This is a genomic window from Mycolicibacterium sp. XJ879 (assembly GCF_053483935.1).
Genome location: NZ_JBEFTH010000002.1, coordinates 496,605 through 510,195, shown reverse-complemented (window position 1 = coordinate 510,195; position 13,591 = coordinate 496,605). Strand labels below are relative to the sequence as shown.

Sequence of the window (13,591 nt, the reverse complement as noted above, 5' to 3'; positions counted from 1 at the left end):
TTACAGGGCGATGCCGATGTACTTGGTCTCCAGGAACTCGTCGATGCCCACAGCACCGCCCTCGCGGCCCAGGCCGGACTGCTTGACGCCGCCGAACGGCGCGGCGGGGTTGGACACCACACCCTGGTTCAGACCGACCATGCCGGTCTCGAGCGCCTCGGCTACCCGCACGGCCCGCCGCAGGTCGTTGGTGAACACGTAAGCCACCAGACCGTATTCGGTGTCGTTGGCCGCGGCGATCACCTCGTCCTCGGTGTCGAACGGGGTGAGCGGCGCGACGGGGCCGAAGATCTCCTCCTCGGCCATCTTGGCGTCGCGCGGAACGCCGCTGAGCACCGTCGGCTGGTAGAAGAAGCCGGCCCCGCCCATCGGTGACCCGCCGGTCAGCACGCGTGCGCCGCGTCTGAGGGCGTCGTCGACAAGGGATTCGACCTTGTGCAGTGCGGCCGCGTCGATCAGCGGGCCGACCTTCACCCCGGCGTCGGTGCCGCGGCCCACAGTCAGCGCGCCCATGCGTTCGGCCAGCCGCCGCCCGAACTCGTCGATCACCGACGCGTGCACGTAGATCCGGTTGGCCGCCGTACAGGCCTCACCCATGTTGCGCATCTTGGCCGCGATCGCGCCGTCGACGGCTTCGTCGAGGTCGGCGTCGGCGAAGACGATGAACGGCGCGTTGCCGCCGAGTTCCATCGAGGTCCGCAGCACTTTTTGCGCGCACTGCTCGAGCAAGATCCTGCCCACGTGGGTCGACCCGGTGAAGGACAGCTTGCGGGCCAGCCCGGAACGGATCATCGGTTCCATGACCGCACCGGCGTGCATCGTCGTCACGCAGTTCACGGCGCCGGCAGGCACGCCGACCTCCTCGAGGATCCCCATCAGCGCCAGCATCGACAGCGGCGTCTGGTGGGCGGGTTTGACGACGCTGGTGCAGCCAGCCGCGATCGCCGGCCCCAGCTTCCTGGTTCCCATCGCCATCGGGAAGTTCCACGGTGTCACGAGCAGGCACGGACCGACCGGTTGCCGGGCGATCAAGAACCGCGCACCTCCGGCGGGCGCGGTCTGGTAGCCGCCGTCGATGCGGGTGGCCTCCTCGGCGAAGTGCCGGAAAAACTCTGCGGCGTAAGCGATTTCGCCGCGGGATTCGGTGAGAGGCTTGCCCATCTCCAACGTCATCAACAGCGCCAGATCGTCGACGCGCGCGTGCAACAACTCGAAGGCGCCCATCAGCATGTCGGCGCGCGCCCGCGGCGGCGTCGCAGCGAACTCCGTCTGCGCGTCGACCGCGGCCTGCAGCGCCGCCATTCCGTCGGCCGGACAGGCGTCGGCCACCGCACAGAGGACCTCGCCGGTGGCGGGGTCGATCACGTCGAAGGTGGCATGCTCTGCGGCGTCGACCCACTTGCCGCCGATGAACAGTCGCTTGTCAACGAAATCGATCACGGAAATTCCCTTTCGCTTGCGCGCTCCGACGGTAGTCTGATTGTCGACAATCTACTATCCATCTGGCAAGGGGCGCGTTGTGGCAGAACTCTCGCAAATACTCAAGCAGGCCACCGGCGTGCTCGCGGCGCGTGGCGAGGGCGTGCACCTGTATGACGAGCAGGGCCGCCGCTACCTGGACTTCACCGCGGGTATCGGGGTGACCAGCACCGGGCACTGTCACCCGCACATAGTGGAAGCAGCTCAACGCCAGGTCGCCACGCTGATCCACGGCCAGTACACGACCGTGATGCACCGGCCGCTGCTCACCCTCGTCGAACGGTTGGGTGAGGTGCTGCCGCCGGGCTTGGACCGCATGTTCTTCGCCAACTCCGGCAGCGAGGCCGTCGAGGCGGCGCTGCGCCTGTCGCGGCAGGCCACCGGCCGCCCCAACATCATCGTGTTCCACGGCGGCTTCCACGGACGCACGGTGGCCGCGGCGTCGCTGACCACGTCGGGCACCCGGTTCCGGTCGGGGTTCGCGCCGATGATGGCCGGCGTGCACGTCGCACCCTTTCCCGACCCGGGCCACTTCGGCTGGCCGGTCGAACAGGCCACCGACTTCGCATTGAGCCAACTCGACTATGTGCTGCAGACGATCAGCGTACCCGGTGATACCGCCGCGTTCCTGGTCGAACCCGTGCTCGGCGAGGGCGGCTACGTGCCGGCCAACGAGCGGTTCTTCGCCGGTCTGCGCGAACGCGCGGACGCGCACGGGATTCTGCTGGTGGTCGACGAGGTGCAGACCGGCTTCGGCCGCACCGGCCGGTTCTGGGGCGGTGAGCACTTCAACGCCCGACCCGACATCGTGGTTACCGCGAAGGGACTGGCGTCGGGCTTCCCGCTGTCGGGCATCGCGGCGTCGTCGGCGCTGATGGACAAGGCCTGGCCCGGATCCCAAGGCGGCACCTACGGCGCCAACGCGGTGGCGTGCGCGGCGGCGGTGGCCACCCTCGACGTGATCACCGGTGAGCAGTTGGTGCAGAACTCGGCCGATCGGGGCCAGCAGTTGCGCGAGGCGCTGCGCACGGTCGCCGACAAGTACGACGCGATCACCGACGTGCGCGGTCTGGGCCTGATGATCGGCGTCGAATTCCGTGACACCGCAGGCAAACCCGACGGCGCGACGGCGGCGGCAGTGCAGCAGGAGGCCGCCCGGCGCGGCCTGCTGCTGCTGACGTGCGGAGCGTGGGGTCAGGTGGTGCGGTTCATCCCGGCGCTGGTGGTCACCGCCGAGCAGGTCGACGAGGCGGTCGACACCTGGGCCGACACGTTGAGCACCGTCCTGTAGCTCAGGACTTGCTCTCCTCGTAGTCCAGCTGCGGCGGTGCCTCTGGGGTGCCCGGAATCTCGGTGCCGTTGATCGGGTAACGCGCGGTTTCGGGCACCCTTGTGAGCGCGACCATCCCAACGGCCAGGGCCAGCATCATGTAGAACGCCGGCCACAGGTTGTTGCCGATCGCGTTGACCATCCCGTCGTTGACCGCCGGGGCGGTGCCACCGAACAGCGAGGTCGACACGTTGTAGGCGATCGCGAAGCCCGCGTAGCGCACATGAGTCGGGAACATGGCCGGGAACATCGCCGAAATCGTCGCCAGCTGCGGCACATACAGCAGACCCAACACCGCGAAGCCGACGATCGCGCCCGCCACGCCGGTCGACATCAGCATGAACATCGGCACCACAGCGATGAACAGGCCGGTCATCGACACCCACCACATCGGTTTTCGACCGACCCGATCCGACAATTTTCCGGCGAACGGGACGAAGACCATCATGGACAGCATGCCGATGATCGGGACCACCAGCGCCATGTTTGTGCTCAGACCAATGGACTGCTCCAGATACGTCGGCATGTAGGTCAGCAGCGTGTAGTTGACGACGTTGAGCGCCATCACCAGGCCGCCGAGCTTCAGGATCGGCGCCCAGTACCGGCCGAGCAGATCCTTGAACTCCGCGCCGATGGACTCCTCCTCGCGGCCGGATTCCTCCAGTTCCTGGAATATCGGTGTCTCCTCCAGCTTGGTGCGCAGATAGATGCCGACGATGCCCAGCGGAGCCGCGATCAGGAACGGCAGCCGCCACCCCCACGAACCCATCTGGTCGTCGTTGAGCACCAGCGAGAATCCGAGCATCAGCAGCGCACCGGCCGAAAACCCGGCCAGCGTGCCGAATTCGAGGAAGCTGCCCAGGAAACCGCGGCGACGCGGCGGTGCATACTCGGCCATGAAGGTCGCGGCCCCGCCGTACTCACCGCCGGTGGAGAAGCCCTGGATCATCCGCAGCACGATCATCAGCGTCGGCGCCCAGAACCCGATGGTGTCGTAGGACGGCACCAAGCCCACACAGAAGGTGGCGCCGGCCATCAGCACGATCGTGATGGCCAGCACCTGCCGGCGTCCGAGCCGATCGCCTAGCGGGCCCCAGATGAACCCGCCCAACGGGCGCACCAGGAAGGAAATTGCAAACGTCATCAGCGCGAACAGCGTGGCGCTCTGGGTGTCACCCGGGAAGATGGCCGCCGAGATATAGGTGACGCCGTAGGCGTAGAGGCCGTAGTCGAACCATTCGGTGGCGTTACCGATGGCCGAGGCGGCGATCGCCTTCCGCAGCACCCCCGGCGGCGGCTCAGCCGGCGTTGTACCATGCGCGTCGGTGGGCCGTTCGGCATCCGGGGCGTCCATGAGCTCCTCGAGTCGTCGACACGGCACCCGGTGTGCACCACCACCGCAAAGGGCTGGCTTCGAACGTAACGCCAGGGCCACGCCGTTGTTTTGTTGGCTGTCCAGTCGCTGAACGTCATCCGTTCATACCCCAAAACAGTCTGCCTCACGCGCATTACGGTGGCGAACGGCAAAGTATGCGGATTCGCAACATTGTGAGATGCCTGCGCCGCTCGCGCTCAGCGGATCTCGATAGATTGCACCGATGAACGCTGGCAGGTTCGCCCCGAGCCCGTCAGCCGACCTGCACATCGGTAATTTGCGCACCGCGGTGCTCGCGTGGTTGTTCGCGCGCTCCACCCGGCGGCGGTTCGTGATGCGCGTCGAGGACCTCGATGACCGGACGTCGGGCGACATCGCTACCCGGCAACTCGCGGACCTGGCCGCGATCGGGGTGACCTGGGACGGTCCGGCCGAGTGGCAGTCCGAGCACACACAGCGTTACGATGACGTCATCGCCTCGTTGGACTCGCACAACTTGCTGTATGAATGTTATTGCAGCAGAAGAGATATCGCTCAGGCGCCGCGTGCCCCGCACGCACCGCAGGGGGCGTACCCGGGGACCTGCCGCGACCTCGACGATGCGCAGCGACGGCAACGGCGTGAACAGACCGGCCGACCGCCCGCGCTGCGGTTGCGCACCGACGCGTTCTCCTACACCGTCGACGATGTGTTGCACGGGCGCTACACCGGCATCGTCGACGACTTCGTGGTGCGACGCGGAGACGGGGTGGCGGCCTACAACCTGGCTGTAGTGGTCGACGACGCCGCGCAGGGCATCGATCAGGTGGTGCGCGGCGACGACCTGTTGCCGTCCTCGCCGCGGCAGGCGTATCTGGCCAGGCTGCTGGGATATCCCGAGGCGACGTATGCCCATGTGCCGCTGGTGCTCAACGAGGACGGCGCGCGGTTGGCCAAGCGCGACGGCGCGGTGACGCTGGCCGAAATCGGCGTGAAGCGGGCGCTGCAGCAGATCGCCGGGTCGCTGGGGTGGCCGACAGCGACAAATCTCGACGCGCTGCTGGCCGTGTTCGACCCCGCCCGGATGCCCCGGCAGCCGTGGATCTACCGGCCGGGGTAGTGCTTCTTCTCGGCCCCCTTCTCGCCGCCTCTTCGGCGCGAGTGTGGGCGCAATGCACGCTTTCTTCGGTCAGGACGTGCGGGTAACCCACGTTCGCGCCAGAAGGAGGCGTCACCTGTAAAAGCGGCCCAGCACGTGGGTGCGTAATTCGTCGAACTCCCCCACCCGGATCGCCGCGCGGATCTGGTCGACGAGCCGCACGATGAACCGCTCGTTGTGAATCGTGCACAGTGTCGCCGACAGCAGCTCTTTGGCCTTGAACAGGTGATGCAGATAGGCCCGGGTGTAGTGCGCGCAGGTGTAGCAGTCGCACTCGGCGTCGATCGGGTTGAAGTCGCGGCGATGGCGGGCGTTGGTGATGTTGTAACGTCCGGTAGCCGAGTACACCGCGGCGTTGCGCGCCACCCGCGACGGCGATACGCAGTCGAACGTGTCCGCCCCGGCGGCGACGGCGGCGAACAGGTCGTCGGGCTCACTGATCCCGAGCATGTGGCGGGGTTTGTCGTCGGGCAGTTCGCTGCTCACCCAGCCGACGATCGTGGCCAGGTTCTGTTTCTCCAGCGCGCCGCCGATGCCGAACCCGTCGAAGTCGAGCTCGGCCAGCCCGCGTGCCGCCTGGCGGCGCAGATCCTCGTACTGCGCGCCCTGCACGACGCCGAACAACGCCTGCCGCGGCTTGTCCGGGTTGGCGGCAGCCAACCGTTGGTGCTCGGCCAGGCAGCGCAGCGCCCACGCGTGCGTGCGCCGCACCGACTGCTCCTGATAGCCGCGGGTGTTGACCAGCGTGGTCAGCTCGTCGAACGCGAAGATGATGTCGGCGCCCAGCTGGTGCTGGATCTCGATCGACACCTCCGGGGTGAACCGGTGGGTGGAGCCGTCCAGATGGGAACGGAAGGTCACGCCGTCGTCGTCGACGGCGGCCAACCGCTCCTTGCCTTCGGCGATGATGTCGTCGGCCTGCACCCGGTCGGTGTCCATCGCGAGCACCTTGCGAAACCCGGCGCCTAGCGACAGCACCTGAAACCCGCCGCTGTCGGTGAACGTCGGGCCATGCCAGTTCATGAACGCACCCAGTCCGCCCGCCTCCGCGACGATGTCGGGTCCCGGCTGCAGATACAGGTGATAGGCGTTGGCCAGGATGGCTTGGGTACCGAGGTCTTTCACGGCTTCCGGCAGCACCGCCTTGACGGTGGCCTGGGTGCCGACCGGGATGAACGCCGGGGTGTGTATATCGCCGTGGCTGGTGCGGATCGTGCCTGCGCGCCCGAGCCGACCCGGCAATTCGGCCTCGATAGTGAAGAACGGCGCCGACGAGTCGCTCGGCTTCGCGGTATTCGGCGCGGTCACGCCGTAGATTCTGCACTGTGAGAATTCTTCTGCTTGGCGGTGCGGCCCTGCTGGTGTTGGCCGGGTGTTCGTCGGACCCGCCAGAGTACGAACCGGGACCCGGTGAACTGGTCGCGGGCAACGCGCAGGTCGCGGTGAACGGGCAGGAGCCCGAACTCACCAAGACGGTGCAGTGCTCCACCACCGCACCGTTGACGACGATCACCACCGGCGACCAGACCTCGGGGGTCACCGTGATGGTGTCCAACCGGGGCGAGCTGACCGCGGAGAGCGTCAGCATCAACAACGTCGGCGGGTTCACCGGCAGCTACAACGCCGGGCTCGGCGACACGACCGCCGACGTCTCGATGACCGGCCGCACCTACGAGATCACCGGAACCGCCGACGGTTTCGACACCGACAACCCGAGTTTCCGGGTTCCCGGCACCTTCTCCATCAAGGTCGCCTGCTGACGTCGCTGCAGGTCGAACCGTCGCAGCTGGAATTTTTTTCGGCAAAACCCGGTGATCTTGTTGAGGGCGCAAACCATACTGACCGAGATGATCCGCCGATCTTGACGGGTCACGACAACAAAAAGGAGAACTGTCGTGAAGGTTGGATTCCTGGTTGCCGTCGGGAGCGCGGCGATCGTCATCGCGGGGCTTTCCGGCTGTGGGTCGGGCGACGAAAAGTCCGAAACCACGGGTGAGACGTCGACGGCTGCGGCCGCCGAGGGCAAGACAACCGTCACCATCGACGGACAGGACCAAGAGGTTCAGGGCACCGTTGTGTGCAGTTCCATGGGCGGCAACACCAACATCGCGATCGGTGATGCGACCACCGGTATCGGCGCGGTGGTCAGCGAAGGGGATTCTCCGACCGTGCAGTCGGTGGGGCTGGGCAACGTCAACGGGGTGACGCTGGGCTTCCAGTCGGGAACGGGTCAGGGTGACGCCCAGGTAGAGAAGGACGGCGACACCTACAAGATCTCCGGCACCGCCACGGGTGTGGACATGGCCAACCCGCTGGAGCCGGTGAACAAGCCGTTCGAGATCGAGGTCAGCTGCCCGTAGGGCATGGTCGACAGACGGCGGCGTCCCGGTGGGGCGCCGCCGTTGTGCTATCCGGCTCAGGCGGGCGGCAGCGTGTAGCCGGCCGCGGACTGCCGCAGCTGCCAGACCTGCGCGGGACACAGTTCGTTGACCGCCTGGTTGATCAGGTAGGCGCCCTGGTAGTAGTCCGTGGTGTGGAAGTCGGCCTTGACCTGTTCGACGAGCTCCCCGTAGCCCATCTTGTTCGCGACCCGGTCGCAGATGCTGTTGCCGTAGCCGATGGCGGCCTCGGCGTTGGGGAAGTTGTAGCCCGGACGCACGTGCACGTTGACGAGGTAGGCGACGGTGTCGGCGTTGGCGGTCGGGGCGACGACCACCGCGGCGGCGGCTCCCGCGGTTGCGATGGCGGTAATGGCGAGCTTCATGGGTTGTCAGCCTATTCCGTTCCCGCGGACTCTGTCCTGCACATACGCTAAGGACATGAGGCTGATAGCTGCAGTGGCGATGGCGTGCGGGTTCGTGTCGGCACCGTTGATGACCGCGGCGACCGCACCGGCGTTACCCCAAATTTGCGACGGCGCCGGTTGTGTCCCCTACGTCGACCACACCGCCGCCGAAGGCGAGCCCTGTGTTGCGAACACCCGGTACAACTTCGGCCTCGACGCTGCGGGCAACACGCTGGCCTGCAGTGCCGAACGCACCTGGATCGCGTCGCCGCCGTTGGTGGGGGTCCGGCCCATTCGGCTGCCGTGCGGTCAGGACAACGGCGTCGCGCAGTCACCCGACGGGGTGCCGCTCAGCTGCATCGGCGGTGCGTGGACCTCCGACTACAGCGTGCCGTTCTAAAAGGAGTTCCGCCTAGGCGCGTGGCCTACGTGAGTTATCGGTCCAATGCGGGTACAACGACGGGCGTGGGTATCGATGCGCAGCGCCGGCTGCCGGATCCACTTCGCTTCGAGGTGCCGGCAACAGCGGATCAGCTGGGCGAGATCCGTCTCCGATTGTCCGCCTGGCTCGAATCGCTCGGCGTCTCCGGCGTCGTCGCCGCCGATATCGTGCTCGCCGTCAACGAGGCCTGCACCAACTGCATCGAACACGCCTACCGCGACGGCGAGCCCGGCTTGATCGAGATCGAGGCGTCGGTTCAGCCGGCATCCGAGGGCGGGTGCATTGCGATCTGCGTCGCCGACTTCGGCACCTGGCGCACCCCACCCACTCAGCCCACCACCCGCGGACGGGGCCTGCCGATCATGGCGGCGATCAGCGAGGACGTGGACCTCCAGCGCACGTCGGCCGGGACCACCGTGCGCATCACCTTCGCACTGGACAGCGTCGCCGACGAGGCTCAGCGGCCCGGCAGCCGCACCACCTGAACGAAGAACTCGTCGATCTGGCGGACCGCGGTCATGAACTGGTCGAGGTCGACGGGCTTGGTCACGTAGGCGTTGGCGTGCAGCTTATAGCTGCGCAGGATGTCCTCGTCCGCCGCCGACGTGGTCAGGATGACGACCGGGATGTGGCTGAGATCGGCGTCGGACTTGATGGTCTCCAGCAGTTGGCGCCCGTCGTATTTGGGCAGGTTCAGGTCCAGCAGGATCAGGTCCGGGCGCGGTGCGTCCTGGTAGGCGCCGCGCCGGTAGAGGAAGTCCAGCCCTTCTTCGCCGTCGCGGGCGACGTGCAGGTTGTTCTTGATTTTGTTGTGTTCGAACGCTTCTCGGGTGATCAGTTCGTCGCCCGGATCGTCCTCGATGAGCAGCACGTCGATGGCGCGGCCTTCCGTCATTGGGTGGATCCTTCCGATGTGGCTGCGACGGGTTCGTCGACAGCGATGGGGATGGTGAAGCGAAACCTCGTTCCGCCGGTGAAGGAGCTGTCGATCCAGATGCTGCCCCCGTGGTGCTCCACGATCTTCTTGCACAATGCCAGGCCGATACCCGTTCCGGTGTAGACGTCGCGGCCATGCAAACGTTGGAAGATCACGAACACCTTGTCGGCGAATTCTTCTGGAATACCGATCCCGTTGTCGGTCACCGTGATCAGCCACGCACCGTCATGTTCGTTTGCGCCCTCTTCGCATTCGACGACGATGCGGGGGGTGAGCCCTTCGCGGTGGAACTTGACCGCGTTGCCGATCAGGTTCTGCCACAGCATCGTGAGCAAGGTCGGGTCGCCCATCATGCGCGGCAGGGGCTGTCCCCGACGCTCGATCTGGGCGCCGGTCTCCTCAATGACGGTGGACAGGTTGCCGAGCGCGGTGTCCAACATATCGTCCAGATCGACTTCGTCGGTCGTGGCGTTGAGCCGACCCACCCGGGAGAACGTCAGCAGATCGTTGATCAAGACCTGCATCCGTTTTGCGCCGTCCACGGCGAACTGGATGTATTCCTGCCCCCGTTCATCGAGCTGGTCGCCGTACCGCTTTTCCAGCAGCTGACAGAAGGCGGCCACCTTGCGCAGCGGCTCCTGCAGATCGTGTGACGCGACGTAGGCGAACTGCTCGAGCTCGGCGTTGGAGCGCTGTAGGTCGAGGGCCTGTTCGGCCAGTTGCACCTGGGCCGACCGGGTGGTGTCGAGTTCGGTGATGATCCGCTGACGCATGTCCTCGACGTCGGCGGCGATGGCGCGGATGTCCCTGGGCCCACGCGGCACGATCTTCTCGTCGAAGTTGCCGTCGGTGATCACCCGACACGAACGCGCGAGCCCGTCCAGCGGGCGGGTGACCGCCGCCCGAACCAGCAGCGCCAGCACGATCGTGGTCAAAAAGATGGCCACCGCCAACACGACCAGGATGGCGTCACGCCACGTCTGCATCTGGACGATTCGGTCCACGGCTTCCTGCCGCGTCTGCGACAGGTTTTGGTTCTGTACCTCGAACAACCCCCGCAGCGCGTCGAACTGCGCCTTGCCGCGCTCGGTCAACAGGGTGTCGGGCACGTCCGGGGTACCCGGTTGCACGCTGTTGAGCAGCGGCTCCACGTAGGACGACCGCCACGTCGCCGCGGCCTGCTCGACGGCGTCGAGGTCGGCGAGCAGTTCGGCCCGGCTGCCCAGATAGTTCCGGATCTCTTGTTCCGCAGTGTGTTCGGCATTCCGGCCGGCGTAGTACGGCTCGAGGAACAGCGGGTCGGCGGCGATCGCGTATCCGCGAACCGCGGTCTCCTGATCACGCAACGCGGCCTGCAGCTGGTAGGCCGCGATGCGGGCGGGCTGGATCTCTTCGGTCAGCCGCCGCTCGGCCTCGTCAGTTCGGTCCAGTAACAGCACGACGCCGATCGCACCGGCGAGCACGACGATGCCCATGATCGTGAGCACCAGGTTCTGCCAGCCCTGAACGGTCGGCTGCCATCTCATTCCGTCGCCGTTCGCGCGACCCGCACGACCGCGATGTCGTCGCTGATACCGCCGACGGATTGCGCACGCCGTTCGACGTCGTCGATCAGCGCGTTGACGAACTCGGCGGGCGGCAGGTGGGCGTAACCCCGCGCCAGCGTGAGCAGGCCCTCCTCACCGATGCGCTCCCTGCCGCGTCCGGAGCGGCCTTCGAACAGGCCGTCGGTGAGCAGCACGAGACCGAAGCCGGGCGGCAGTTCGAAGCGGTTCAACGGCCATTCGTAGCCGTTGAGGCCCAGCGCGGGTCCACATTCGGGTTGGAGCCACTCCACGGTGTCCGGACCGTGCAGCAACATGCCGGGGTGGCCGGCCGACACCACGTCGAACCCCAGCCCGCGCGGTTCCATCGCGACGGACAGCACGGTGGCAAAGATGCTGGAGCCGGGCCGTTCGGTGCTCAGAATCCGTTCGAGTTCCCGCATCCGTTTGTTGCCGCGCAGGCCGGCGAACGTCAGCGCGCGCCAGCCGATCCGCAGCGCCACACCAAGCGCGGCCTCGTCGGCGCCGTGACCGGCCACGTCGCCGACCATGACGTGCACGGTGCGGTCGGGGGTCTGGATGAAGTCGTAGAAGTCGCCGCCGAGCAGGGCGTGCTGACGGCTGGGCCGGTACTCGGCGACGATGTCGACACCGGGGTCGTCCGACAGCAGCGGAGACGGCAGCAGGCCCCGTTCCAGGCGGGCGTTTTCCTCGGCGCGCAACTCACTGGCGTGCAGTTCGACGGCGGTCAGTTCGGCGCGTTTCCGTTCGATCGCGTAGAGCAGCGCGCGGTGTAGCGCCTCGGGTTCGACCCGACCTTTGACCAGGTAGTCCTGGGCGCCGGCGGCCAGCGCGGATACGCCGAAGTGTTCGTCGTGCAGGCCGGTCAGCACGACGATCGGCAGCGTGACGTCGCGCTTGGTGATGCGGTCCAGCGCCTTGATGCCCTCGGCGTCGGGCAGGTTCAAATCCAGCAGCACGCAGTCGGGCCGGGCCACGGCCAGTTCCTGCTCGGCCTGTTCGATCGTTTTGGCCCAGGTCAGTTCAATGGTCGCGTTGGCGTCGCGCACCAGCTCCTCGACCAACACCGCGTCGGCCCGGTCGTCTTCGACGAGAAGCACCGCGAACGGCCGGCTACTGCCGCCTTTCGACACCACGTTCCCGCCCGTCGACTCGGGGTCGTAAAGCGCACGCATCAGTAACCAGGCCTCCCACGTTGGTCACCGTGGCCGTCCTGACCCTTCTTTAGTGACGGTTCAGACAATAGCGCTCGGATCCGCCGCACGCCGAAAGTACGGTTGTTCACGCTGTTTCCCGGCGTTCACGTCAATAAACCGTGCGCTCGGCGCGGTTGGGAAGAATTTGGCGGTGGCGGAGGGATTTGAACCCTCGGACGGGGGTTACCCGTCACACGCTTTCGAGGCGTGCTCCTTAGGCCGCTCGGACACGCCACCGTGTGGCAGCTTACCGGGCGCCCGCCCTCCTATTCCAACTCGTGCCGTCGGGTCTTCGCGCAAGCGCTCATCGCTGTCGGGCGAAGAACTGCTCCAGCGGAGCCGCGCATTCGTCGGCCAACACACCTGCGCGCACCTGCGGCCGGTGCGTCAACCGTCGGTCCCGCACCACATCCCACAGTGAGCCCACCGCCCCGGTCTTGGGCTCCCACGCCCCGAACACCAGCCGCGACACCCGCGCCATGACCAGCGCTCCCGCGCACATCGTGCAGGGTTCGACGGTGACCGCCAGCGTGGTGCCCGCCAGCCGCCAGCCGTCGCCCAGCGCGGTCGCTGCGGCCCGCATCGCCACGATCTCGGCGTGCGCGGTGGGATCACCCAGCGCTTCACGCGCGTTGGCCGCCCGCGCCAACTCGGTGCCGTCGGCCGCGACGATCACCGCGCCGATCGGCACGTCGCGGGGGCCGGCACCGCGCGCCGCCGCCAGCGCGTCGCGGATGAGCTCCTCGTCCGTCTTCACGATTTGTGTGCGTTCACGAGCGGTGTGCGCAACAAAACGCACACAAATCGCCTATCGGCCAAGGCGCTCGAGCACCTTCGAGAGCTCGTCGGCGAAACCCATCTCGCGCGCGATGCGGCCCAACTGCTCGTCGGCGTACAGATCGGTCTCGTCGAGGATCACCCCGAGCACCGCATCGGGCAGCCCGACGTCGGACAGCAGACCGAGGTCGCCCTCCTCGAAGGGCTCGGCCTCGTCGAGGTCCTCCGGGCCGATGTCGGCGTCGAGTTCCTCGAGTACCTCGGCGGCGATGTCGTAGTCGAGCGCCGCGGTGGCGTCCGACAGCAGCAGCCTCGTGCGCGATGGGGCGGGGCGGACGATGACAAAAAACTCGTCGTCGATATCCAGCAGCCCGAACACTGCTCCGGCACTGCGTATTTCACGCAGTTCGGTCTCGGCTGCGGTTAAACTGGTCAAAGCCGCACGACGCATCGGCGCGCAACGCCACTTACCGTCCTCGCGCACGACCGCAACGCCGAAGCCGTCCGGCATATCGGCCTGCTCTCGTGCCGGCGCACGCTGTGCTCCCATGTCGGCTTACGGTAGTC

Annotated in this window: 15 protein-coding genes and 1 tRNA gene; 6 read left to right on the top strand and 10 right to left on the bottom strand. The window is 66.9% G+C overall.

What is annotated here, in order from left to right; translation table 11 throughout:
- Positions 1-1,446 carry an NAD-dependent succinate-semialdehyde dehydrogenase gene (locus tag ABQF13_RS06185; RefSeq protein WP_448392034.1) on the bottom strand — a complete coding sequence of 482 codons (1,446 nt, stop codon included), beginning with the start codon at positions 1,444-1,446 and terminating at the stop codon, positions 1-3.
- Positions 1,447-1,519: 73 nt separating this feature from the next.
- On the opposite strand from ABQF13_RS06185, the gene ABQF13_RS06180 reads away from it, so the two are divergent.
- A complete protein-coding gene (locus ABQF13_RS06180; protein ID WP_448391831.1) occupies positions 1,520-2,770 on the top strand; it encodes an aspartate aminotransferase family protein in 1,251 nt (416 codons plus the stop codon).
- Between the two features lies 1 nt (position 2,771).
- Here the strand turns inward: ABQF13_RS06180 and ABQF13_RS06175 are convergent, their stop codons facing one another.
- Complete coding sequence (locus ABQF13_RS06175) at positions 2,772-4,163, bottom strand: MFS transporter (protein ID WP_448391830.1); 1,392 nt, start codon at positions 4,161-4,163, stop codon at positions 2,772-2,774.
- A 244-nt stretch (positions 4,164-4,407) separates the two neighbouring features.
- Between ABQF13_RS06175 and gluQRS the strand changes: the two genes are divergently transcribed.
- Complete coding sequence (gene gluQRS, locus ABQF13_RS06170; RefSeq protein ID WP_448391829.1) at positions 4,408-5,283, top strand: tRNA glutamyl-Q(34) synthetase GluQRS; 876 nt, start codon at positions 4,408-4,410, stop codon at positions 5,281-5,283.
- Positions 5,284-5,394: 111 nt separating this feature from the next.
- Here the strand turns inward: gluQRS and tgt are convergent, their stop codons facing one another.
- On the bottom strand, positions 5,395-6,630 hold the full coding sequence (tgt, locus tag ABQF13_RS06165) for a tRNA guanosine(34) transglycosylase Tgt (protein ID WP_448391828.1): 1,236 nt from the start codon (positions 6,628-6,630) through the stop codon (positions 5,395-5,397).
- Between the two features lie 17 nt (positions 6,631-6,647).
- On the opposite strand from tgt, the gene ABQF13_RS06160 reads away from it, so the two are divergent.
- Positions 6,648-7,082: a lipoprotein LpqH gene (locus ABQF13_RS06160; RefSeq protein WP_448391827.1), complete on the top strand. Its 435-nt coding sequence runs from the start codon at positions 6,648-6,650 to the stop codon at positions 7,080-7,082.
- A gap of 135 nt (positions 7,083-7,217) precedes the next feature.
- Positions 7,218-7,682 (top strand): lipoprotein LpqH, encoded by a 465-nt coding sequence (locus ABQF13_RS06155; protein ID WP_448391826.1) that lies wholly within the window; start codon positions 7,218-7,220, stop codon positions 7,680-7,682.
- Positions 7,683-7,738: 56 nt separating this feature from the next.
- Here ABQF13_RS06155 and ABQF13_RS06150 read toward each other — a convergent pair whose 3' ends face one another.
- Positions 7,739-8,086: a DUF732 domain-containing protein gene (locus ABQF13_RS06150; RefSeq protein WP_448391825.1), complete on the bottom strand. Its 348-nt coding sequence runs from the start codon at positions 8,084-8,086 to the stop codon at positions 7,739-7,741.
- Between the two features lie 55 nt (positions 8,087-8,141).
- On the opposite strand from ABQF13_RS06150, the gene ABQF13_RS06145 reads away from it, so the two are divergent.
- Together ABQF13_RS06145 and ABQF13_RS06140 are read left to right on the top strand one after the other, a co-directional pair.
- On the top strand, positions 8,142-8,507 hold the full coding sequence (locus ABQF13_RS06145) for a hypothetical protein (protein ID WP_448391824.1): 366 nt from the start codon (positions 8,142-8,144) through the stop codon (positions 8,505-8,507).
- A 65-nt stretch (positions 8,508-8,572) separates the two neighbouring features.
- Positions 8,573-9,034 (top strand): ATP-binding protein, encoded by a 462-nt coding sequence (locus ABQF13_RS06140; protein ID WP_448391823.1) that lies wholly within the window; start codon positions 8,573-8,575, stop codon positions 9,032-9,034.
- On the opposite strand, the gene ABQF13_RS06135 is transcribed toward ABQF13_RS06140, so the two are convergent.
- From ABQF13_RS06135 to ABQF13_RS06110, 6 genes are all read right to left on the bottom strand, one after another.
- On the bottom strand, positions 9,007-9,444 hold the full coding sequence (locus tag ABQF13_RS06135; RefSeq protein WP_448391822.1) for a response regulator: 438 nt from the start codon (positions 9,442-9,444) through the stop codon (positions 9,007-9,009). The two genes, ABQF13_RS06140 and ABQF13_RS06135, sit on opposite strands and share 28 nt — an antisense overlap.
- Positions 9,441-11,012 carry a sensor histidine kinase gene (locus tag ABQF13_RS06130; RefSeq protein WP_448391821.1) on the bottom strand — a complete coding sequence of 524 codons (1,572 nt, stop codon included), beginning with the start codon at positions 11,010-11,012 and terminating at the stop codon, positions 9,441-9,443. Before ABQF13_RS06130 ends, ABQF13_RS06135 begins: the two co-directional genes overlap by 4 nt.
- Positions 11,009-12,226: a PP2C family protein-serine/threonine phosphatase gene (locus tag ABQF13_RS06125; RefSeq protein ID WP_448391820.1), complete on the bottom strand. Its 1,218-nt coding sequence runs from the start codon at positions 12,224-12,226 to the stop codon at positions 11,009-11,011. The genes ABQF13_RS06130 and ABQF13_RS06125 overlap by 4 nt, the downstream gene beginning before the upstream one ends.
- Before the next feature lie 167 nt (positions 12,227-12,393).
- Positions 12,394-12,484, bottom strand: a tRNA-Ser gene (locus ABQF13_RS06120).
- 67 nt (positions 12,485-12,551) lie between these two features.
- On the bottom strand, positions 12,552-13,004 hold the full coding sequence (locus ABQF13_RS06115; protein ID WP_448391819.1) for a nucleoside deaminase: 453 nt from the start codon (positions 13,002-13,004) through the stop codon (positions 12,552-12,554).
- Positions 13,005-13,055: 51 nt separating this feature from the next.
- The gene (locus ABQF13_RS06110; protein WP_448391818.1) at positions 13,056-13,574 is read right to left on the bottom strand and encodes a tRNA adenosine deaminase-associated protein; all 519 of its coding nucleotides are present in this window, start codon (positions 13,572-13,574) and stop codon (positions 13,056-13,058) included.
- Between the last annotated feature and the right edge of the window lie 17 nt (positions 13,575-13,591).